Here is a 22,033-nt window from a genome sequence, read left to right on the forward strand (position 1 = left end):
ACATTCAATAAGTTTATCATATAATTAAACTTCTTTCAGTAGCAACCACCTGAATAAAAATAATTACGTAAGGACGGAGGATCTAAATGATTGAAATTAAAGACGTCTCCAAAGACTTTGCAGGAAAAAAACGTGCAATTGATTCATTAAATTTAACGATACCTGATGGAAAGATTGTGGGATTTCTCGGACCAAACGGAGCTGGGAAATCAACAACCATCAAGATGATGACAGGAATTTTGCCTATTGATGATGGTTCCATTACATTAAATGGACATGACATTGAAAAACAACCATTACAGGCTAAAAAAATATTTGGTTACGTACCAGACCAACCTGATATGTTTTTACGCCTAAGAGGGATCGAATATTTAAATTTTATTGGAGATATTTTCGATATCCCAGTCGATATTCGTAAGGAACAGATTGAAACCTTAACAGAAACATTTAATATTCATGATGCGTTAGGAGATTATATTCAAACGTATTCACATGGTATGAGACAAAAAATAATTGTAACAGGCGTTTTACTACATGACCCCGACATTTGGATTCTAGACGAACCATTAACAGGGTTAGATCCAAAGTCAGCTTATATGTTGAAGGAAATGATGCGCGAACACGCTAATAAAGGTAATACAGTATTTTTCTCTAGCCATGGGTTAGAAGTAGTCGAACAATTATGTGATGAGGTTGCGATTATTCATAATGGAAAATTGTTGTTTTATGGAACATTAGATGAAATGCGTAAAACATACCAATCCGACCAATCCTTAGAACATGTATTTTTGGAGTTGACTAACGATGAGTAAAACATGGATCGTTATGAAAAACATGTTAAAAATACACTACTCAAGAGCGGGAAATAATAATTCACAAATCATTTTACTTAGTATTGCAGGAATATTTTTGTTTCCTTTTTTATTTTTTTATTTGGGATTGATTAACAATGCAGTAAGTGGATTGTACGAATTACTAGAACCTTTTGGACAAAGCTCCGTTATTATAGGTCTATTATTCTTACTGTTAACTGCCCTATTGTTTATTATAAGCTTTGTGTTGGTTATTAGTTCCTTTTACTTTGCGGAGGATATAAATTCGTTTATACCGCTTCCGATCCAACCCTATCAAATACTTTTAGGAAAGGCTACTGTTCCGCTTTTATATTTATACGTAACTACTTTTGCTATTTACTTTCCGGTTCTATTTTACTTTGGTAGTAACAGCAATGCTTCTATTGTTTACTATTTACTTGGGATCATCCTTTTTGTGTTTTTGCCATTTATTCCGTTCGTACTTGCTGCGATCTTCGTCATGTTTATCATGCGCTTTGTTAATATAGCTAAAAACAAAGATCGCTCGAAGGTACTTGGTGGTATATTTGTACTACTCATGATCATTCTACTTAATGTGGTAGTTCGTTTAAATGCCAACCCGGATGAGATGATGGAGAATTTTGCACAATTCATCCAAGAAAAAGATGGCTTATTGCAAATGATCACAGCTGCATATCCACCAGCTTTAATCGGATCTAAGGCGTTAACTGTTGCAGGTTGGGAATCATTATTATATTTCTTGCTAATGATTAGTATCAGCATTGGATTCATCTTCTTATTTATTATAGTTGGACAGAAGCTGTACTTAGGTGGAGTACTTGGTATTAACGTTGGTAATAAGAAAAATATATCAAGCGAAAGACTTCATAAGAAACTTAGAAAGCATCCAGTTTGGTTATCGTATTTACAAAAGGAGTTACGGATCATTTTTCGTACACCAACATTTTTCATGCAATGTGTTGTACAAAGCTTATTTGGTCCAATATTTTTAGTGATCATATTGATGATGGATTCAAATTTCAACTCGCTTTCTGGTACACTTGATCAATTTAGTTATAAGCAACAAATTTTAATATTATTTGCTGCAACTCTATTTATTTTATCTGCTAATGCAACAGGAATTTCTTCCATTTCTAGAGAAGGAAAAAGTTGGCATACTAATTTATTTTTACCTTTAGATTTAAAGCAAGTATTTTTAAGTAAGATTGCAGCGGGTTGGACCATTAATTTAGTTTCAATTCTTTTGATTGCTATAGGATTAATAGTTGTACTAGATATTTCATGGCTACTTTTTTCCCTATGGTTAGCACTTTCTTTTGTAGCAAGTTGGTTTACGAGTCTAATGGGGACCTATCTAGACTTTTCTCATCCGAAGTTACATTGGACGGATGAACAAGAGGTTTTTAAAGCAAGATTAATTGGCTTCTTAGCTTTGCTTTTTGAATTTGTCCCCTTAGGTATTATAGTAGTCATCATATGGAATACTCCATTTGTTCAAGGGGGAATCGTTACGTTTGTTCTTTTGTTACTTTTAATGTTCATTGCAACTGCACTTGTTCATTACTTGCTACAGAAGAAAATTTCTAATAAAGATTATCAAAAAATTATATAGAGCAATAGTCTAAGACATGTATTCATTCGTGGATACATGTCTTTTGTTTTAACAGGTACATTCGCCCTGTCAATACCCATAACAGAACATATCTTATAATGAGGAGGTGGGAAGTGATGAGTAAAGGAGTAGCAGCTGGTGGTGCTTTTGCGTTTATTGTTGTTTTGTTTATCTTATTAATTATTGTTGGAGCTAGTGGGTATGTATGGTAAAACTAACCCTACTTCAAATATACATCTTTAGTTGGAGGTGAGATCATGGGCTACGCTGGTGGTTATGGCGGCGGTTTTGCATTAATTGTCGTCTTATTTATTCTTTTGATTATCGTTGGTGCAGGTGGATTTGGAAGAGGAGTCTACTAAGATTAAACAATAATCCTCCATTTGATTAGAAAACTTGGCATTCGCAGGGCCTTTATAGTGAATGCCTTAGTTACACTTATGCAAGATGGAAAAGCTTTATACTTTTCTATCCGCTAAACAAAAATCTGCCTATAACAGGCAGATTTTCGTTTAGGACTATCTTTAAAAATAATCCTTTACATTATAAATTTTTCCACTTTTTAAATTTACTTCATCTCTCATAATATCAAATAATACATTTCCAACAGAATTGGCATCCCGTAATAAATTACTTTCTTTATAATTTTTAAATGTATCTACTTCTACAAATGCTTCCCGTGAACTTGAACGGATTTTTTCTTGCATATTGGTGTCCATCACACCTGGACTAAAAGCGATGACTTTATGTCCTGTTTTTCGTTCTGCTTGCTCTAGCGCAACTGTCTGTGTATACATATTGATGCTAGCTTTTGTACTACAATAAGCACTCCAACCGTAAATCGGTCTTTCGGCTGCTCCTGAAGATACATTAACGCCAATTAAAGTTGATTTTACTTCCGTAGCAAGTTTTAATAACGAATTCATAATAACCATTGGTGCAACTGTGTTGACTTGAACATGAGTTACCAATGCTTTACTGTCTATGTTCATTGACTGATCAATTGGATCAATCACCGCTGCATTATTAACAAGATATAATATTGATGGTTCATTATTAATCACATATTGTTTTACGCTTTCTAACGTATTCTCTAAGGCTTGCTGATTACCTAAATTACAAGCAAGATGCTTATACGTTGAATTGTTCTCTTTAGCAACTTCATCTAAATGACTATTGGCATTACGTGAAATACCAATCACGTACACACCTGATTCCAAAAATAACTCTGCTACAGCTTCTCCCAGTCCCCTTGATACTCCTGTAATTACCGCCGTTTTCATTAACATTACTCCTTGTAGCTCTTTTTTTCATACATAGTAATACCCCTAATGCTGATTTTTAACATAAAGTAAATCTTTAATTAGTGGGGAAACTTCCCCATTGATTGTAAAATGGTAAGGGCTTCTCTAATGTTGAAACATGAGAAGCCCTATTTTTTATTTGTTAATAGAATCCCAATAGTAAACTAAGGTTTCCATTCCTTTATCATAGCTATCTAATGGAAAGCTTTCATTTGGTGAGTGTAAGCGATCGTCAGGCGTCCCAAACCCTAAAAGTACAATCGGAATGTTATAGATGTCTTCAATCCACTCCACTACTGGAATAGAGCCACCCATGCGAACAAATACTGTTTCCTTTTCGAAAGCTTTCGTATAGCTTTCAGCAGCTTTTTGAATCAATGGATGATCTGGTTCTACCTTATAGGCCTTCGCAGAAAGTTTTTCTTTTTTCACTTCTACTGTAACACCTGTTGGCGCAACTTTGTTAACATGGTCTTCTAGTAATCCTTGAATTTTTTCAGGATCCTGTCCTGGGACTAATCTACATGTGATTTTTGCAGTAGCTGAAGATGGAATAATTGTCTTTGTTCCTTCTCCTTGATAACCCCCATAAATTCCATTAATTTCAAATGTCGGACGAGCCATCGTATGCTCTTTGGGAGTATACCCTTTTTCAGAAGCTGTTTCTGTTATACCTGTTGCCTCTTTATAATCCTCCCCTGGAACCTCTTTAATTAATTTTCGTTCTTCATCTGTTAGAGGTTCTACTCCATCATAGAAACCATCGACTGTAACTACTTCATCCGTATTTTTCATTGAAGCTAGAATTTGTGTTAATGCCATAACTGGATTTTTTACTGCTCCACCATACATACCTGAATGAAGATCATGATCAGGCCCATTTACTGTAATTTCAATACCTGTAAATCCTTTAAGTCCATACAAAATAGTTGGTTGATTTTTTGCAACCATACCTGAATCAGAAATTACTGCAAAATCTGCATCGAATAATTCTTTCTTTTCATGAAGCATATCATACAAGTTTTCACTGCCGATTTCTTCTTCCCCTTCAATACAAACCTTTACATTTAAAGGTAGCTTTCCTTCAGTTTTCATGATTGCTTCAAATACTGCTAAATGCATGAAGACTTGTCCTTTATCATCGCTCGACCCACGCGCATATAAACGCCCATCACGTATTTCAGGTTTAAAAGGATCACTTTGCCATAATTCAATTGGATCCACCGGCTGAACATCATAGTGCCCATAAAATAATACAGTTGGTGCTTCTGGTCCTGCTCCATTATACTCCGCATACACTAACGGATGCTTATCTGTTTCTAGCTGCTGTACGTTTTCAAAACCAATATCCTGTAAATATGTTTGCAGGAAAGTTGCAGCTTCTTTTATATCATTGTTATGTACGCTATCTGTGCTCACACTAGGGATAGCTAAAAAATCATTTAACTTGTTTAATAATCGATCACGATGATCTGATAAATACTGTAAAGCTTGTTCACTCATTCATGGCACCCCTTTGTAATGTTTATTTACTTAATTTTAGCATACTATGTAAAGAGACGTTAATGTTTGAGGCTTGTAGAAGGTAATTTGGTTCTTATGTCTGATGGTTTCTTTTTTGTGTCCGATGTTCTCCTTCCTGTGTCCGATGTTCTCGCTCCTGTGTCCGATGTTCTCGCTCCTGTGTCCGATGTTCTCCCTCCTGTGTCCGATGTTCCCGCTCCTGTGTCCGATGTTCTCGCTCCTGTGTCCGACGTTCCCGCTCCTGTGTCCGATGTTCTCCCTCCTGTGTCCGATGTTCTCCCTCCTGTGTCCGATGTTCTCCCTCCTGTGTTCGATGTTCTTCCTCCTGTGTTCGATGTTCTTCCTCCTGTGTCCGATGTTCTCTCTACTGTGTCCGATGTTCTCACTGCTGTGTCCAATGTTTTTCCTCCTGTGTACTACCAATCCCACAAAAAAAGGAACCCGTTTATAAATTCTAATATTGCAAAAAAGAACAGCCCATAACAGACTGTCCTCTCTTTTATTCTAATGCTTGTTTTAAATCTTCAATTAAATCTTCATGATCTTCTATTCCAACCGAAACACGAATAAGCCCATCTGTAATACCGAGATCTGCTCTTCTATCAGCAGGTATAGAGGCATGAGTCATTTTAGCTGGTAAAGATATTAAGCTCTCTACTGCGCCTAAGCTCTCAGCCAGTGTAAAGTATTTAACACGTTGTAATACCTTTTCTGCTAATTCACCACTACCGACATCAAAGGATATCATGCCACCATGTCCGGAAGCTTGCTTCGCTGCAATCTCATGCCCTCGATGCTCTTCTAATCCTGGGTAATAAATATTGGACACTTTTTCATGACTTTGTAAAAATGCAACTAATTTTTGTGTATTTGCTTCAATTGCCTCCATACGAATGGCTAAAGTTTTAATTCCACGCATTAATAACCAAGAATCTTGTGGTCCTAATACAGCACCTACTGAATTTTGGATAAAATGGAGTTGTTCAGCTAATTCATCCGAATTCACTACCACTAATCCTGCTACAACATCGCTGTGTCCACCGATATATTTTGTTGCACTATGCAATACGATATCTGCACCAAAATCTAAAGGTTGTTGCCAGTATGGTGTTGCAAATGTATTATCCACGATTAACAATAAATCGTGTTTCTTAGCAATCTCAGCCATTTTTTCTAAATCAGTAATTTTTAGTAATGGATTTGTCGGTGTTTCAATATATAACGCTTTTGTCTTTTCTGTTATCGAAGCTTCTACTTTTTCAGGATAGCTCGTATCTACAAACGAGTGATCCAGGTTATATCGATTTAATACTTTTGTCATTAAACGATAGGATCCACCATAAACATCATCGGTCATAACAACATGATCACCAGCATCAAATAGCATCATGACAGATGTTATTGCTGCCATTCCCGAGCCAAAAGCAAAGCCTACTTCTCCATTTTCTAATTCGGCAATGACTGTCTCTAAAGCATGTCTTGTTGGGTTTCCAGTTCTAGAATATTCGAATCCTCGATGGTTTCCAACACCATCCTGTTTGTACGTACTTACTTGATACACAGGTACGGATACTGCTCCTGTCTGTTCATCTCCAGTGATCCCACCATGAATCATTTTCGTTTTTGCACGCATTTTTTCACCTCTGTCTATCCTCTATACTTCAGGATATATTTTTTTACTTAAATAGCGATCACTACCATCTGGAAAAACGGTAACGATATTAGTTCCTGCTGATGCTTTTTTTGCCTCCGATAAGGCAGCAAACATAGCTGAACCAGAAGAACTACCGATAAGGAGTCCTTCCTTTTCTGCAAGTTCTTCAACCATTTGAAACGCATTACCATCTGAGACAGTATGAACTTGGTCAATATATTCTTTTTTCATATAGCTTGGAAAAAATTCCATTCCAATTCCTTCTGTTCGATGAGGGCCAGGTTCTCCCCCTGCTATAATTGATCCTTCTGGTTCTACAATAACCGTTCGTATGCTCGGATTCTTTTCCTTGAAATAAGTAGAGCATCCCATAAATGTTCCAGCAGAACCTGCACCTGCAACAAAAATATCAATGTGCCCACCTAAATCATCCCATATTTCGGGTGCTAGTGTTTTATAATATGTCCTTGGGTTAGCTGGATTAGCAAATTGCTGTGGCGAGAAGCTATTCGGAATTTCATTCACTAATTCTTCCGTTTTTTGAATAGCACCTACCATTCCAGCTTCTTGAGGCGTATGGACAATCTTGGCACCCAATGCTTGCATGATGATTTGCTTTTCTTTACTAAAATGTTCTGGGACACAAAAGATTACGTTTACATCCTTTTCTTTTGCTGCAAGTGCTAATCCAATTCCAGTGTTCCCAGCAGTAGGTTCAATAATTGTTCCACCCGGTTTAAGCTTGCCTCTTTTAAAGGCATCCTCGATTAATTCAACTCCAAGCCTATCTTTCACACTTCCTCCTGGGTTGAAAAACTCCAGCTTTGCAAATAAACGAACTCCTTCTGGTAATGGAAATTGTTTGATTTCCAACAAAGGAGTTTGACCAATCAACTCTCGAATTGACTGATATATAGCCATTTATATTCTCCTCACAATATTAGAACACTTCTTTCCATCCTTCTTTTTTAGACAACATCTCCCGTGCAATTTCTTTTGCACCTTCTAAACTGTGATTAGCTGCCCAACCACACTGCACTTCGTTGCATGCTGGGACTTCATCCGCCTCTAACACATCTTTTAGTGTTTTCTCTAGAGCTACTAATACTTCATCATAATTATCATTGTTCAATATAGCTAGGTAAAATCCAGTTTGACATCCCATTGGACTAATATCTAATACGTTTTCCATATGGTTACGTATATTTTCAGCCATTAAATGTTCAATGGAATGTAACCCTGCCATTTCCATATGCTCTTTGTTTGGTTGCTTAAAACGTATATCGTATTTATACACTTTATCCCCATTTGCACCTTCTGTAACACCAACTAAACGCACGTATGGTGCTTTTACTTTTGTATGATCAAGATTAAAGCTTTCTACATTCATTTTTTTAACCATTAGAACCTCTCCTTTTTCTCTTATTTCTTATTAGCTATGATTAACCAAACAAAATCATTCATTTGTTTAAACGAAATATCGAAATGACTTCGTTCAAATATATTTCTTATATCATCAATTATAGGATAATATTCTCTGTTTAAATCGTCTACTAAATCGGTATACCCTTTTTGCATAGAATCATGAATAATATTTTCTTTTACTACATTGGACTCAAACATGGTATCAGCAAAAACAATTTTCCCACCAACAGGAAGCATTTCTGCAAATTGCCTTACTGCCTGTTCTTTTTCCACATCATTTAAGTGGTGAAAAGCGTACGAACTGACAATCGTATCAATTTCGATTGTAGGATTTGGAAACGTTATAAAATCTCCATCTACTACCTCGATTTCTGGAAGTTTTTCACGAACAATTTCACGCATAGCAGGTGATGGTTCAATTCCCGTTACTTGTAAACCAGCTTGAAGTAATTTGTCGGTTAAGTTTCCAGTTCCTACTCCAAATTCAAGTACATTGCCATAAGATGCTTTAGCAACCTCATGTAAAATATTTTCATAATCCGCAAAAACAGCTTTATATTGTGGATCGTGTCCGGATACCGCATGGTCGTAATCCTCAGCCCAATCCTCAAATATATCGATAAATTCTCTCCCCATTTTTTCAACTCCATTTTTTAATTCTTAGTATTCAACTCTGTTTAATACGAATTATATGTATAACTATACCAAATGTTATCGATTTAAGCAAAAAACGAGTGCCTAAATTACGAGCACTCGTTTATTACTTTATCTATTTTGTGGGAATAAACGTTCAATCATATTCCCCATCTGATCGAAAAAACCTTCAATTGGTTCCCCATTATTCATGTCATTAACATAGTTGTTCGTTAAATCCACGAAATCAGGGTTAGTTGACACATATACATTATCGATGTCGTTATCAACAGATTTAACAATGTCACCAATTTGATCTTTTACTTCATCTGTTAATTCATCGCCACGGTTATTATTATTTTTCGTAAGATTGTTGTATTGTGAATTTCTACGGTCACCGTTATCTAATCCCGCAGCAACATATGCGTTGTTGTCAGTTGTTAGGACATACGCACGTTCAATTTCATCAATCTGACTAGTGATTTGGTCAGAAGCTTCATCTGCAACATCGTAACGAGTATTTTGTTGATTTCCTTGATTATTTTGGTTTCGTGTATTCGTGATATTATTACGGTTGTTCCGTTCTTCAATATCACGATCCATTGTATAGTTACGGTCACGGTTGAAATTATCACCAGTATTGTTGTTCGTTGTATTACCGGTATTATAACCATTACCGAATCTGGTTTGTTCAATATTATTGTTTGCATCATTATTATCGTAGCGTTGTCCCTGTTCATCTGCTGCTTGACATGCTGCAAGCGAAATAAAAGACGCAGTGACTAAACTGAGAATTTTCCACTTCATTAATTATAAACCTCCCTTTCCCGTTTGATGTTAGTATGTAACATGGAATATCGTTTATTCTTTTATCATTTGTAATCCTTAAATTGGTAACTACACCATTTTTGTTTAAGTAAATATATATATAATACGGGGAAACTATAATTACCCTTGGATGTTAAGGAGGGGAATTTATGGATATACCAGATTATGACAAAGCATTGTATTACACGTTATGGGGACAATGGGATGATTTACTTGTATTAATGGTAAGGACCAATGATGATTTATTGTCAAAGAAGATCCAACAATTTTTACATGCCTACCACTACTCACTGGATGAGCAAAAAATTTTACAATCACATGACAACCTTCTGTATTATATAGACCACGCTATGAAATACACACCAACAGCGATTATGGAAGTATAAAAAAAGAAAGAGGAATGCGATGCATTCCTCTTTCCTTATTTCCAATAGTTTTTTTCGCTTGGATGATTTTTACTCTTGTTGCCGTTGTTCTTATTTTTATTGTTTTTATGGTCGTTTTTTTTATTATTTTTTTTGTCATTCTTCTTATTATTTTTTTGTTTATTATCTTTTTGTTTACCTGGTTCTTTACCCTTATCTTTTTGCTTTTTCTTAGCTTTATCGGCTTGGCTATTACTAGGCTTAGCATTATCATCTTTTTTGTTTACACTATTTTTGACTTTAGAATTATTCTCAATATTTTTGCCGCTAGAGTTAACCTTGCCATTCTCACCTTTTAACTCACTAGGGTGTTCCTCATCATCCTTAGAGATGTCGCTCTTACCGTTATTCTCTTTAGCATTTTGATCATCTTCAGCTTCATCAGATTTTTCTTCGATAACAAGGCTTTCATCCGTATCATTATAAAAAGATTGAATAATTTCTCTTTCATCATTTGTTACCAGTTCAACAATCTCTTCTGAAGATTCTTCCTCTATTGTTTCTGCTAAAACTTGGTTCATGGAGCGCTTCATTTCTTTGGCTGCATCTCTTATTTCAGTTGGAATTTGCATAGTAACAATATTCCATTCAAAATTAGGATCCTCAGAGAAATAACCATCTAGGAGTTCATCGAGGGTTGTATCCCCGTCCTTCACATAATTGATTCCGACTAAAACATTTCTATCAAGATTGTATAGCCCTGTTGTCTCCGCCTCTTGAATGACTAGTTCAATTGCTGTTTCTACTTTTTTTCCTATCACATGATCAAGTTCCTGTACAATCATCGAAGCATCTTCATTTATAGGATTAATCGAAGAGACACGATATTCTTTATCAATTTCTAATTCAACACTAGGATTGATATCGATATCCACATAAGCATATGCTTTATCTTGATTCATAATTGTAAGTACTGGAATCATTATTAGTGTAATTACACATGCCATTGCTATAACGCGAAAAGATAAAGCATTTTCTTTCATTGCTAATAAACCATCTAGAAACCAATTTTTAGAAGTAAATGGCTCATATAGCACTTCTTCACCTATTTCACTACTGACGGGATGTGCTTTTTCAAATAAGCCGTCCTTTGTCATTACAATCGTATAATTCCGCTGATGTTCCATTACTATTCCCTTATTCAACATCCCACCCCCTTAAGGTAGTCTTGGAGATATACATAATCCTCATCAAGAACAATAAATATCGCAAGAATAAATTTTCTATTTCGTTCCAACGTTTTTTTGCTTACCTCCACTTGTTTGGATAGCTCTTTAATCGGAAGTTTTTTCTTTTCTTTCACGAACTCACGCAATTGTACATCATCATATATCATTCTGGCAATACGTACAGCTGTATCTCTAGAATCTTTATGTTTAGGGGAAACCTTTGTCAATTCTTTTAGTGATAATTTATACGAAGAGAGCTTCTTACTAAAATCTAAGATCTCTTGCCTACGATACCAAGAATCTTGTTCCCTTTCGTATTGATCCTTCACTACGCTATATTCCATCGGGTTTTCCATTTGTTCCTCGTCATACGTTTCGTCTAACGAAACAGAAGATGGTCCCTTTTTCATGTATCTAATATAATCGATAACCTTGCGTTTAATTACTAATGTTGCAAAGGTTAAAAATGAAGTACCACGATCTTCGGAGTATGTTTTTATTGATTCATTAAACGCAGAAAGTCCAATACTAAACTCATCATCCCTTTTTGGATCAATATAACGTTTGCAAACTTCTGAGACACATTTAGCAATAAACGGCTGATATTGCTGTAATAGGTAATTTTGTACAGACTCGTCTCCTTGTTGGGCTAGTGCAACCATTTCTTCTAACGGGATGTCTTCAATTGTATTTCTTACAGTGGCCATAGATTATGAACACCCCTGACTTTTATAAATTTCGTATCCCAAAGTGAATATTTGGGTGTCGTTATTAAAAATATCCATATACATATAAATATACATGAAAGCTTGTCAACTCGCTATCTCAAATTATTTACATTTTCATTAAGAAAAGATTAAATTCGACAAAAAAATAGAAGAGAAAGATCTCTTCTAAAAATTATACTTAATCGTCATATCTTTTATGAAAATAATCAATTGGGATAAAGAGTCCAACCTTACCATGGTCATCGTCATTCAAAGTCGCAAACACAACTCCAATAACCTTTCCTTTTTGGTTAATAATTGGACTACCACTATTCCCTCTGTAAACGGGAGCTTCAAGCATTAATACTGGTTCATCCCAGCTTGATAATTGTGTATAGCCAATAATAGTGCCTTCATTAGCAATTCCGTTGAATGCTAATGGATTACCAATAAAGGAAATTTCCTCATCTACATCAAATGTTGTCTCTGAAGCCAACTCTAAAAAAGGTAAGTTTTCGGCGTCATTTATTTGCAGGACTGCCAAATCCACCTCAGGATATGTTTCTGTTACGGAGGCGGAAAATAATCCGTTTTCAGGAAAGGCAATCGTTACTGTATCTTCTCCGTCCACTACATGATAATTGGTAACAATCAACCCATCATCAGAAATCGAAAAACCCGTCCCTTTACTCTCGCCTGTTTCTACAACAACTACTGACTGTTTATACGCTTGAATGTCCTCCTGTGCAGAAAGTCTTGCCGAAGTCATTAAAAAGTCAATTGCTGGTATTGAAAATGTCTGTGGTAATATAGCAACTACATTCATAAACATAGCAATAGCTATGAGCCAAAACACCCACTTTGGAAATGGGCGTTTTGATTTCATACCATCATCTTTCTCTAATGCAGCTTTTTGTAAAGCTTTTCTCTTTTCTTCTTGTACAAGCTCGTAAAGCTCTTCGTCTTCAATTTCTTCATATAGGTCTTCATCAATAATATCGTGCTTGTGATCCTCTTTATCCATAAGCCACCCCACATTGGTAGAATGTCACTAGACTGCTTTTTGCTGTGAACTTCCTTGCTGCATTTGATACATTTGATAATACGTACCTTTTTCTGCAATCAGTTTTTCATGATTTCCTTGTTCTATTATTTTACCATGTTCTAGAACAAAAATCGTATCTGCTTGCTGGATCGTTGATAATCTGTGGGCAATAACCAATGTTGTCCTTCCTTGCTTTAATACTTCTAATGCATGCTGAATAATACTTTCTGTTTCTGTATCAATATTCGCTGTAGCTTCGTCTAAAATTAGAATCGCTGGATCAAATGCTAATGCACGAGCAAATGAAATTAATTGACGTTCCCCTAACGAGAAAGTACTTCCTCCTTCTGTTACCTTTTCATCATACTTTTTAGGCAATCTTTCGATAAAACGATCTGCACCAACCGTTTTCAGCGCCTTTATTGCAGTTTCTCTAGAAATACTAGGATCATTCATTGTTACGTTTGTTACGATTGTTCCAGAAAATAAAAATGGATCTTGTAACACGATTCCCATATGACTTCTAACCTGTTGTCTCGACCATTCTTCTGTATCAAAACCATCAATGGTTATTTTCCCTTTTTGTGGGTCATAGAAACGAAATAGTAAATTCATGATCGAGCTTTTTCCAGAACCCGTATGACCAACAAATGCTGCTGTCTCCCCTGCCTTCACCTCTAATGAAAGATCCTTCAGTACATATTCATCTTCCTTATAAGCAAATGAAACATGGTCAAATTTAATATTCCCTTGATATCTATTAACAGGTTTATTCTCTACAACCTCTCCATCAAGGTCCATCAGCTCAAATACTCTTCCTCCTGCAACTCTAGCCTGTTCAATTAATGGAAGTTGATTGACAATATCATTAACAGGCTCAAAAAGTCTTGTTAAATAATCAACAAACGCATAAAGCATACCAATAGAAATAATACTTCCAGGATCTAATGAAAACGAACCAAAATACCAGATGAACCCAACAAAAGCAAGGTTACGAAATACAGTAACTAAATTAAAAGAAGTTAACGCACTTAATTTTACAAGCTTTCGTTGGTAGGTAAAATGTCGTTCATTTAGTACTTCAAAATCTTCTTTCGTTTTCTTCTCTTTTCGAAATGCTTGAATAATTGGCATCCCTTGGATCGCTTCATTGATATTTCCATTAATTTCACTGATGGTAGAGCGAATTACTTTGTTATATTTTGACCCGAAATATTTATAAACTCTCATCCAAACCAGGATTAATGGAATAAGCAATAAACACCATGCAGCAAGCTTGGCATCTAATATAAATAAAGCAACAAAAATACCTGTCATATAAATCATGCTTGTTACTACAATAGAAAGCACTCGTTCATATAAATCTCGAATTGCTTCCGTATCGTTTGTAATACGTGCGACTATTTTTCCTGCCGGTTGATCGACATAATAATCAATTGGTATTCGTTGTGTATGCGCAAATATATCATTACGCATTTTTTTAACAATTTGATTTGATGCTTTTTGTAAAATAAACGTCTGATAAAATTGGAAAAAACCAGCTATTACGAGTAATACCATATATAGACCTAGTAACAAAAGAATTGGTCTTTGCTCCGGTTTAAAGAAACCATAAACCTCAGAGAGTGATATTCGTTCTGCTTCAAATGTTACATTACCATCAGCAGTTTCTATCGTAAGTAAACCATCATCCACCGTTCGTTTTCCATTTAATGGAACATCATCTTGAATAAAATAATAGTCCCTTCCAATTTGTAATAAAGTGTTAACATCTAGTGATTGATCATTGTCCGTTAAACGATCCTCACGTTTATAATAGGTATCCCTAAAAGATACTGTATTTTTATCATGGATCTCCTCAACTTCATGCCAATTTCCTTCAATACCAAGAATATGGTCATCGATAACTGTTTTTGCAATTAACGGACCTGCTAGTTCAAGTGTGGTCGCAATGATTAAACACATGATTCCTAGCAAAATTCCACGTTTAAATTGCCATGCATAATGTAAAAGCCGTCTTTCTGTTGATCTCTTCTTCATTAGGAGATCACCTCCTCGTCATTTCCCATTTGTTGCTGTTCGTATTGTTCTTTATACCACCCACCTATTTTCATTAGCTGATCATGTGTACCCTCTTCCACGATTTTTCCATTTTCTAATACGATAATATGGTCCGCATGCGTAACAGCTGACATTCGATGAGCGGCAATAAATGTTGTTTTGTTTTTACGTTCTTGTCGCAAATGCTCAATGATTTTTGCCTCTGTTTTCCCATCAACAGCAGACATCGAATCATCAAGAATCAATACCTCTGGTTTTTTAATAAAAGCCCTAGCCAATGCAACACGTTGTTTTTGTCCTCCAGATAAAGTAACCCCACTTTCTCCTACCTGGGTATCTAATCCATTTGGCAGTTGTTTGATATCGTCTAAGAAATGAGCTAATTCCATTACCCGGTATATTTCTTGATCTGTTGCATCTTCTTTACCAAATTGAATATTTTCTCGAATCGTCTTTGAAAACATCATCTGATCCTGTGGAACATATCCAATCCAATTACGTATCTGTTCTAAACTAATATCTTCAATTTTTTGACCAGAGTATTTAATTTTGCCGTTAATTCCTGGATACTGACGCAGCATTAATTTAAATAAAGTTGTTTTACCTGCACCTGTTTTTCCGACAATACCAATTGTCTGCCCTTTCTTCACTTGTAGAGAAATATTGCTTAATTGATTTGTCTCTGTTTCTGGGTATGAAAATGATAAATCATCAAAATCAATCGTATCGACCGAAGCTACTGTTTTTGGATTTTCCGGGTTTTGTACATCCGCTACATAATTCATTGTCTCATTTACACGGTCTAAAGAAGCATTCCCTCGCTGTAATACATTAATTAATTCCCCAACAGCAAACATTGGCCAAATTAACATCCCAAGATAAACATTAAAGGTAACTAAATCTCCTAATGTTATTTGGTTTTCAAAAACCAATAATGCACCATACCCTAATCCAATGGTATAAGAGAGCCCCACAAGTATTTTCATCGTAGGCTCAAATAAAGCATCTATTTTAGCAACAGCAATATTTTTATCGTATACGTCCTCTGTCATCTCTTTAAATCTTTTGGCATCTTGTTTTTCTTGTACGAATGCACGAATAACGCGTACACCTCGGATAGATTCCAATACTTCATTGTTCATATTTCCAAAAGCTGCTTGTGCCTTTGTAAAGCGTGCGTGTATCGCAGCACCATATTTATTCATTACTATTGCCATAATTGGTAGTGGAATTAATGCAGCTAAGGTCAACTTCCAGCTAATCGTAAATCCCATCACCGCGATTAACATAAACATAAACGTTGTAGAATCTACTAATGTCAATATTCCAAATCCGGCTGTCTGAGCAATCGCCTTTAGATCATTTGTACTTCTTGCCATTAAGTCACCTGTTTTATTTCTTCCATAGAACGTCGGTGTCATTTTTAAGAAATGGTCCATTAAACGGCTGCGAATCCATCGTTCTAAGATAACTGCTCCACCAAATAATGTGTAATCCCATAAAAATGAAATAGCGTAATGAACAACGATTAGGCACAGATACCCAACTATTAATGTGACTAATAATTGCATTGTTAAGGTTTCAAACTGAATGTGATCGATTGCATACCCCACTAGCTTAGGAGGAATCAATCCGATAGCACTAGCAATAATCAATGAAATAATTGCGAACGTATATCTCTTCCAATAATGTTTAAAAAACCAATCTAACTTTTTAAATACTTCAAACACAAAAATCACCTTCTTCTCTCTTTCTAAGTTTTTCTACGTAAAATAATATTTAAATCTTACATTTCCCGTAATCCCCTTTTGTTTTTTGCATAAAAAAATGCATACGTCGTCCTGCGACGTATGCAAGGTTAGAGTTATAGAGAGAACACAGCTATACCTACTTCACTTATATACACAAAAAGGCCACAGAACGATGTGACCTTTAAAAGACAATAAATTATGTATAAAAATTATACAGTTTCTCCGAAGGTCACAATACATATTAAGTTCATTTTTTCTTGCAATACTCTATTTTCCATTGTTGTAACCTCCTTTTCATTTTTTGATTCCCAACAATTATATTATTTAGAATATTTTTAGTCAACTATTTTTTAGAAAAAATTTCTAAAAAATTATTTTTTGGTGTTTTACTAAAAGATCGTTGCATTTTCCTGGCAATAAATCTTAACGAAAAATTGATGTAGAATTGCGCGGTTACTTTGTTGAGCATTTGCTGTAACACCCTGATTTTAACAAGCCCTATAATATCGCTCCGTCAGAATACTTCGCTTTCACTTCCAGTACAAGGGCGACATCTGTTCAAGCTCCTTCCAGTTACTTTCACAGTGTCTACTTTGCCGTGGGCATGGTCTCATCCAGGGATCATCTTTAATCCGCTTCTTTGCCTTTGCGCCGAGGAACTATGCTACGAAGCGATACTAGAGGACGCAGGAGCAACACTGCAAGGTCTTCAGGCATGTGCTGTTCCCACAGGACAAAGGGTTTCGGTGGGCCAAGTAATCGCAGGCCCAAGGAATACTTCGAAAGTATTAAATCCCACGAAGAAAATTGATTTTTATTTTCGAGGGTTCGACTGCCCTCAGATTCAATTACCAGACATAAAAGGACCTACTTTATTAAAAGAAGATTTTCACTATAATTAAAAACTGCAAAAATAGCGGAGAAAATACACGAAGACTCCTTGAAAAAGAAAAGCACTTTTTCTGCGTGCGATGAAACGCTGACGTAGCTTTCCTTGTCCTGCGGGAGCACAGGCATCGGTGAGATCCCGCAGTGCGACAGCACGAGGAAGCTCACCAGCCGCCCGCGGAAAGCGAAGTGTATTTTCGGAGCGGCATATACGCATTAATCACCATTTTAAGTTACTTCAAATTTTACATTCAGCGACAAACTAATCAAAATAAATACTTCTTCTTTCATTTGACACTTTGTGCTTTTTCTCACCATTTATTCCAACTATTTCATAATTTATTTCATAATTACACATACTACAAACTACTAGTTATTCGTTTTGGAGGTTCTAATGCGAAGAAGACATGGTTCTAAAAACAAGAAAGATTCCATTTTCCCAATCACAATCGATGAATTGGAAAAAACTTTATCCAGTAAATTTGAAAACAATCCTGATTTAAAGTTTTCTAAATATGATCAACAAGGACAAAAGATTGCAGTATTTTTCATTGACTATCAAGTTTCTTCAGATAAATTACAGCAGGCTCTATTAGTTCCTTTGTTAGGCATGAAAAAAGAATGGACGAATGACTCCATTCTAAATGAAATACCAATAAATTCTGGTACTAAAATTTCTTCATTCGAAGATATATTGAAAAAACTTGTTATAGGGGAAGTATTCATCTACGCGGAAGGCGAAGAGGAAGCTATATCCTACTTACTACTTCACAAAGAGAGCAGATCACTCGAGAAAGCAGAGACTGAATCTCTTGTTCTCGGCCCTAAGATTTCATTTACGGAATCATTAGCTACCAATTTGAATATTGTAAGGTGGCGCATTAAATCTACTGATTTGGTCCTAGAAGAATTCAAAATAGGAAAAACAATGCCACATGATATCCGATTAGTATATATGAAATCCATTGCTAATGAAGAAGATGTGAACACGGTGCGACAGCGCCTTCAAGAGTTAGATGTGGATGAGATTGAAGACAGTGTCGTCTTAAAACAATATCTAGAAGATTCACAAACCAATTTATTTCCTCAATTTGACCATACGGAGTTACCTGATAGATTTACCTATGCAGTTAAAAAAGGAAAGATTGGCATACTAGTGGAAAATAGCCCGTCTGGGTTCATTGCTCCAGCAACTCTATATAGTTTTTTGGAAACGACCGAAGACTTATATATGAGATGGCAAGCAGGAACCTTTTTACGGATATTAAGATTTATTGCCGTTATTTTCTCGATTTTGGTAACACCAATGTATATAGCAGCTGCTACGTATCAATATACAATCATACCTACACAAATTTTATTAACGATTGGACAATCAAGAGCTGCTGTACCATTTCCACCAATAATTGAAGCCTTAATTTTAGAGTTTTTACTTGAACTCTTACGGGAAGCTGGTGCAAGACTACCAACTAAAGTTGGCCAAACCATGGGTATTGTAGGAGGTATCGTAGTAGGAACTGCAGCTGTAGAAGCTGGTATTACAAGTAATATTCTAATTATCGTCGTAGCAATGAGTGCACTATCATCCTTTACGATTCCTAGTTATTTATTTGGTACAACTATTCGATTAATCCGCTTTCCAATGATGATTCTTGCAGGATTTTTAGGATTTCTTGGAATCATATTTGGTATATGCTGGTTAATTATTCATTTATTACGTCTAACATCATTAGGAAGACCTTACCTTGTGCCATTATATCCATTAAAATTACACGATTTTAATAAGGTTTTTTTCCGTACTCCATTTAACTATACGTATAACCGAGCTCAGTCCTATCGACCAAAGGATCTAATCCGTTTCAGCAAAAAAGATGCGACAAAAAAACGTGACATTGATGAGTAGGTGCCTATATGGATATAAATGTTAATGTTAAATCAAATGTACAAATTAAAGCATTTTATTTATTCTATGTTATTGTAGGTACCCAGATAGGAGTAGGGATAATGGGTGCTCCAAGATTCATATTTACAGAAGCCAGACAAGACTCTTGGGTCTCCATACTGATCGCTTTTGTATTTATGTCCATAGTTGTTTTAGTGATGATAACAATACTAAAACAGTACGAAAATGCTGATATTTTTGGCATTCAGACCGATGTGTTCGGAAAATGGATTGGGACTATACTAGGTACATTATATGTTTTATATCTTGCTTCCAGTTTGTTATCGATTCTACTTACCTACAGTCAAGTTGTTAAAATATTCCTTTACCACACATTCCCTAATTTTACACTTGGAGCGATGTTATTATTTTTAACCATCTATGCTGTTTTTGGTGGAATTAGGGTTGTTGTAGGTGTGACTTTTATATTTTTCTTCTTAACCTTTTGGTTAATACTCCTATTTTATGACCCAATAACGAGGATGGAATGGACAAACCTATTACCAATGTTTCAGGCCACTGTACCCGAATTATTAAAAGGAGCTCGTGCGACTACCTATACTTTAGCAGGGTTTGAGATTCTATTTCTCATATACCCATTTATCCAAAATAAAGAAAAAATAAAACTACCAGCCTTACTTGGTCTCGCATTTACGACATTTATTTTGATGGTAACAACCGTTATTTCAATTGGCTACTTTTCTCACAAAGGATTAGAACATGTAGATTGGTCTGTATTAATATTATTTAAAAGTGTTTCTCTAACCTTTTTTGAACGATTAGATTATATTGTAATCGTCGAGTGGGTCATGGTTATTCTACCTAACATAGTAGTTTTAATGTGGGCAATAACCTATGGTGTAAAACGTTTATACAAAGTCCCACAACGAATATCAGTGTATGTATTTTCCGTCATTTTTCTAGTAATCGTAAGTTTCATGGAATATGAACATCATATCTCAATTATTACTGATTATGTTTCCCAAGTTAGCTTTTGGATCATATTTGTCTATCCATTAATACTTTTTCCCTTAGTAATCATCAAAAAAAAGTGGAGAAAGAATAAAGGAAGTGCTGCAAAATGATTAAAAAAATCAGTATTATATTAATCTTCCTTATGGGTCTACTAACAAGTTGTATTGAGTCTAATCAACTCGAAAAATTGGCAATTATTCATTCTAGAGGAATTGATGTTAGCGATGATGGACAAATCGATGCCACGATGGCTATTTTTCAATTTCAAGCACAATCAGAAGAATTCACGAAGATTGTTACGGGTAGAGGTAGTACTATAAAGGGTACGATCAATCATGCTAGTAATGAATCAGACTATAAATTAGTTCCCGGAAAATTACAGGTTGAAGTTTACGGAGCAGAGGTTGCCAAGGATGGTCTTACTCCATTTCTTGACACATTGAAACGTGATGCTAGGGTACCTGACAGAGTGTATTTGACAGTAAGTGATACAACTGCAAAAGAAATCCTTATGACACCACCCAAAAAAATAACCACCAATATTGGTCAATACTTACAAGGAGTTATAGAAGAAAGTGCTGCGAATAACTATTTTCCTAAAGTAACTTTACAGGAATTCGGAACTACTGCTAATATGGCTGGTAAAGATCCTATTTTACCTGTGTTTTCCATTGGGGATTTAGATGTTCCAGAGATTAATTCCATTGCTATATTCAGTGAAGATAAACAAGTAGGTACGCTTCCGATTGAAGAATTAGAATTGTTTAATCTGATGACAAGACGAGTAGAGGCAAGAACTCTAGAAATAACTCTCCCTACAGAGCCTCTTCGTGATTTTTTTGTTAAAGAGCCTAAGGAAGATAGTATTCATACAGCCTACACCATTGAAAAGGGAAAAAGTAAAATTAAACAAGATAAAAAGGATGAGTTATCTTTTATAACAGAGATAAATATGGATCTTTCTCTAGTAGAACTCTCAGACCAAATAGATTTAGACAACCCTGAATCAATTAAGGCAATCGAAAAAGAGATAGAGAAGAAGATCTCATCCCGTTATGAGGATATTATGCAGCAGTTACAAGAAATGAAAGCAGATCCCTTCGGTTATGGCATTATCTACCGAATTAATACGGATGACGGAAAACTTGAACCAAAAGAATGGAAGGAAATATATCCCGACATTAACGTTGAATTTAAAGTAAACACAAGAATAACAAGACACGGTACGATTAATATATAGCAAAAAACTGGCCG

At 35.5% G+C, this 22,033-nt stretch carries 21 protein-coding genes; 8 read left to right on the forward strand and 13 right to left on the reverse strand.

Going from position 1 to position 22,033, the window contains the following annotated elements; genetic code table 11:
* Nucleotides 1–86 precede the first annotated feature (86 nt).
* The 4 genes from GMD78_RS10340 to GMD78_RS10355 all read left to right on the forward strand — a co-directional run bounded on the left by GMD78_RS10340 (nt 87) and on the right by GMD78_RS10355 (nt 2,810).
* On the forward strand, nt 87–812 hold the full coding sequence (locus GMD78_RS10340; RefSeq protein WP_155668759.1) for an ABC transporter ATP-binding protein: 726 nt from the start codon (nt 87–89) through the stop codon (nt 810–812).
* Nucleotides 805–2,448 (forward strand): putative ABC transporter permease subunit, encoded by a 1,644-nt coding sequence (locus tag GMD78_RS10345; RefSeq protein WP_155668760.1) that lies wholly within the window; start codon nt 805–807, stop codon nt 2,446–2,448. Before GMD78_RS10340 ends, GMD78_RS10345 begins: the two co-directional genes overlap by 8 nt.
* 116 nt (nt 2,449–2,564) lie before the next feature.
* Nucleotides 2,565–2,660, forward strand: coding sequence for a YjcZ family sporulation protein (locus GMD78_RS10350; RefSeq protein ID WP_155668761.1), 96 nt, complete (start codon nt 2,565–2,567; stop codon nt 2,658–2,660).
* A gap of 45 nt (nt 2,661–2,705) precedes the next feature.
* A complete protein-coding gene (locus GMD78_RS10355; protein ID WP_155668762.1) occupies nt 2,706–2,810 on the forward strand; it encodes a YjcZ family sporulation protein in 105 nt (34 codons plus the stop codon).
* 162 nt (nt 2,811–2,972) lie between these two features.
* On the opposite strand, the gene GMD78_RS10360 is transcribed toward GMD78_RS10355, so the two are convergent.
* The 8 genes from GMD78_RS10360 to GMD78_RS10395 all read right to left on the reverse strand — a co-directional run bounded on the left by GMD78_RS10360 (nt 2,973) and on the right by GMD78_RS10395 (nt 9,795).
* Nucleotides 2,973–3,731 carry a (S)-benzoin forming benzil reductase gene (locus tag GMD78_RS10360; protein ID WP_155668763.1) on the reverse strand — a complete coding sequence of 253 codons (759 nt, stop codon included), beginning with the start codon at nt 3,729–3,731 and terminating at the stop codon, nt 2,973–2,975.
* Nucleotides 3,732–3,887: 156 nt separating this feature from the next.
* Nucleotides 3,888–5,255 carry a dipeptidase gene (locus tag GMD78_RS10365; protein ID WP_155668764.1) on the reverse strand — a complete coding sequence of 456 codons (1,368 nt, stop codon included), beginning with the start codon at nt 5,253–5,255 and terminating at the stop codon, nt 3,888–3,890.
* A gap of 36 nt (nt 5,256–5,291) precedes the next feature.
* A complete protein-coding gene (locus GMD78_RS10370; RefSeq protein WP_155668765.1) occupies nt 5,292–5,705 on the reverse strand; it encodes a hypothetical protein in 414 nt (137 codons plus the stop codon).
* A 70-nt stretch (nt 5,706–5,775) separates the two neighbouring features.
* Complete coding sequence (locus tag GMD78_RS10375; protein WP_155668766.1) at nt 5,776–6,909, reverse strand: bifunctional cystathionine gamma-lyase/homocysteine desulfhydrase; 1,134 nt, start codon at nt 6,907–6,909, stop codon at nt 5,776–5,778.
* 21 nt (nt 6,910–6,930) lie between these two features.
* Nucleotides 6,931–7,851, reverse strand: coding sequence for a PLP-dependent cysteine synthase family protein (locus GMD78_RS10380; RefSeq protein ID WP_155668767.1), 921 nt, complete (start codon nt 7,849–7,851; stop codon nt 6,931–6,933).
* Between the two features lie 19 nt (nt 7,852–7,870).
* Entirely contained in the window at nt 7,871–8,332 is a 462-nt protein-coding gene (locus GMD78_RS10385; RefSeq protein ID WP_155668768.1) for an S-ribosylhomocysteine lyase, read from the reverse strand.
* 20 nt (nt 8,333–8,352) lie between these two features.
* Entirely contained in the window at nt 8,353–8,991 is a 639-nt protein-coding gene (locus GMD78_RS10390; RefSeq protein ID WP_155668769.1) for a class I SAM-dependent DNA methyltransferase, read from the reverse strand.
* A gap of 129 nt (nt 8,992–9,120) precedes the next feature.
* Entirely contained in the window at nt 9,121–9,795 is a 675-nt protein-coding gene (locus tag GMD78_RS10395) for a YhcN/YlaJ family sporulation lipoprotein (RefSeq protein ID WP_155668770.1), read from the reverse strand.
* Between the two features lie 170 nt (nt 9,796–9,965).
* On the opposite strand from GMD78_RS10395, the gene GMD78_RS10400 reads away from it, so the two are divergent.
* The gene (locus GMD78_RS10400) at nt 9,966–10,202 is read left to right on the forward strand and encodes a YhdB family protein (RefSeq protein ID WP_155668771.1); all 237 of its coding nucleotides are present in this window, start codon (nt 9,966–9,968) and stop codon (nt 10,200–10,202) included.
* Nucleotides 10,203–10,237: 35 nt separating this feature from the next.
* Here the strand turns inward: GMD78_RS10400 and GMD78_RS10405 are convergent, their stop codons facing one another.
* From GMD78_RS10405 to GMD78_RS10425, 5 genes are all read right to left on the reverse strand, one after another.
* Nucleotides 10,238–11,386: an anti-sigma-I factor RsgI family protein gene (locus tag GMD78_RS10405; RefSeq protein WP_155668772.1), complete on the reverse strand. Its 1,149-nt coding sequence runs from the start codon at nt 11,384–11,386 to the stop codon at nt 10,238–10,240.
* Nucleotides 11,383–12,117 carry an RNA polymerase sigma-I factor gene (gene sigI / locus GMD78_RS10410; protein ID WP_155668773.1) on the reverse strand — a complete coding sequence of 245 codons (735 nt, stop codon included), beginning with the start codon at nt 12,115–12,117 and terminating at the stop codon, nt 11,383–11,385. Before sigI ends, GMD78_RS10405 begins: the two co-directional genes overlap by 4 nt.
* 199 nt (nt 12,118–12,316) lie before the next feature.
* Nucleotides 12,317–13,141 (reverse strand): S1C family serine protease, encoded by an 825-nt coding sequence (locus tag GMD78_RS10415; protein WP_155668774.1) that lies wholly within the window; start codon nt 13,139–13,141, stop codon nt 12,317–12,319.
* A gap of 27 nt (nt 13,142–13,168) precedes the next feature.
* Nucleotides 13,169–15,202 (reverse strand): ABC transporter ATP-binding protein, encoded by a 2,034-nt coding sequence (locus tag GMD78_RS10420; RefSeq protein WP_155668775.1) that lies wholly within the window; start codon nt 15,200–15,202, stop codon nt 13,169–13,171.
* Nucleotides 15,202–16,953: an ABC transporter ATP-binding protein gene (locus tag GMD78_RS10425; RefSeq protein ID WP_343042243.1), complete on the reverse strand. Its 1,752-nt coding sequence runs from the start codon at nt 16,951–16,953 to the stop codon at nt 15,202–15,204. Before GMD78_RS10425 ends, GMD78_RS10420 begins: the two co-directional genes overlap by 1 nt.
* Before the next feature lie 1,303 nt (nt 16,954–18,256).
* Between GMD78_RS10425 and GMD78_RS10430 the strand changes: the two genes are divergently transcribed.
* From GMD78_RS10430 to GMD78_RS10440, 3 genes are read left to right on the forward strand one after another with little or no spacing between them, the layout of a single operon-like run.
* A complete protein-coding gene (locus GMD78_RS10430; RefSeq protein ID WP_155668776.1) occupies nt 18,257–19,765 on the forward strand; it encodes a spore germination protein in 1,509 nt (502 codons plus the stop codon).
* Nucleotides 19,766–19,773: 8 nt separating this feature from the next.
* Nucleotides 19,774–20,889 carry a GerAB/ArcD/ProY family transporter gene (locus tag GMD78_RS10435; RefSeq protein WP_155668777.1) on the forward strand — a complete coding sequence of 372 codons (1,116 nt, stop codon included), beginning with the start codon at nt 19,774–19,776 and terminating at the stop codon, nt 20,887–20,889.
* Nucleotides 20,886–22,019, forward strand: a complete 1,134-nt coding sequence (locus tag GMD78_RS10440) for a Ger(x)C family spore germination protein (RefSeq protein WP_155668778.1) — start codon at nt 20,886–20,888, stop codon at nt 22,017–22,019. The genes GMD78_RS10435 and GMD78_RS10440 overlap by 4 nt, the downstream gene beginning before the upstream one ends.
* The last annotated feature ends 14 nt before the right edge of the window (nt 22,020–22,033 follow it).

Source organism: Ornithinibacillus caprae, assembly GCF_009728145.1.
In the GTDB taxonomy this organism is placed as follows: Bacteria; Bacillota; Bacilli; order Bacillales; family Amphibacillaceae; genus Ornithinibacillus; species Ornithinibacillus caprae.

Coding starts and splice junctions, on each gene's coding strand:
- GMD78_RS10340 (WP_155668759.1), top strand. CDS start 87: ATGATTGAAATTAAAGACGTCTCCAAAGACTTTGCAGGAAAAAAACGT.
- GMD78_RS10345 (WP_155668760.1), top strand. CDS start 805: ATGAGTAAAACATGGATCGTTATGAAAAACATGTTAAAAATACACTAC.
- GMD78_RS10350 (WP_155668761.1), top strand. CDS start 2,565: ATGAGTAAAGGAGTAGCAGCTGGTGGTGCTTTTGCGTTTATTGTTGTT.
- GMD78_RS10355 (WP_155668762.1), top strand. CDS start 2,706: ATGGGCTACGCTGGTGGTTATGGCGGCGGTTTTGCATTAATTGTCGTC.
- GMD78_RS10360 (WP_155668763.1), bottom strand. CDS start 3,731: ATGAAAACGGCGGTAATTACAGGAGTATCAAGGGGACTGGGAGAAGCT.
- GMD78_RS10365 (WP_155668764.1), bottom strand. CDS start 5,255: ATGAGTGAACAAGCTTTACAGTATTTATCAGATCATCGTGATCGATTA.
- GMD78_RS10375 (WP_155668766.1), bottom strand. CDS start 6,909: ATGCGTGCAAAAACGAAAATGATTCATGGTGGGATCACTGGAGATGAA.
- GMD78_RS10380 (WP_155668767.1), bottom strand. CDS start 7,851: ATGGCTATATATCAGTCAATTCGAGAGTTGATTGGTCAAACTCCTTTG.
- GMD78_RS10385 (WP_155668768.1), bottom strand. CDS start 8,332: ATGGTTAAAAAAATGAATGTAGAAAGCTTTAATCTTGATCATACAAAA.
- GMD78_RS10390 (WP_155668769.1), bottom strand. CDS start 8,991: ATGGGGAGAGAATTTATCGATATATTTGAGGATTGGGCTGAGGATTAC.
- GMD78_RS10395 (WP_155668770.1), bottom strand. CDS start 9,795: ATGAAGTGGAAAATTCTCAGTTTAGTCACTGCGTCTTTTATTTCGCTT.
- GMD78_RS10400 (WP_155668771.1), top strand. CDS start 9,966: ATGGATATACCAGATTATGACAAAGCATTGTATTACACGTTATGGGGA.
- sigI (WP_155668773.1), bottom strand. CDS start 12,117: ATGGCCACTGTAAGAAATACAATTGAAGACATCCCGTTAGAAGAAATG.
- GMD78_RS10415 (WP_155668774.1), bottom strand. CDS start 13,141: ATGGATAAAGAGGATCACAAGCACGATATTATTGATGAAGACCTATAT.
- GMD78_RS10420 (WP_155668775.1), bottom strand. CDS start 15,202: ATGAAGAAGAGATCAACAGAAAGACGGCTTTTACATTATGCATGGCAA.
- GMD78_RS10430 (WP_155668776.1), top strand. CDS start 18,257: ATGCGAAGAAGACATGGTTCTAAAAACAAGAAAGATTCCATTTTCCCA.
- GMD78_RS10435 (WP_155668777.1), top strand. CDS start 19,774: ATGGATATAAATGTTAATGTTAAATCAAATGTACAAATTAAAGCATTT.
- GMD78_RS10440 (WP_155668778.1), top strand. CDS start 20,886: ATGATTAAAAAAATCAGTATTATATTAATCTTCCTTATGGGTCTACTA.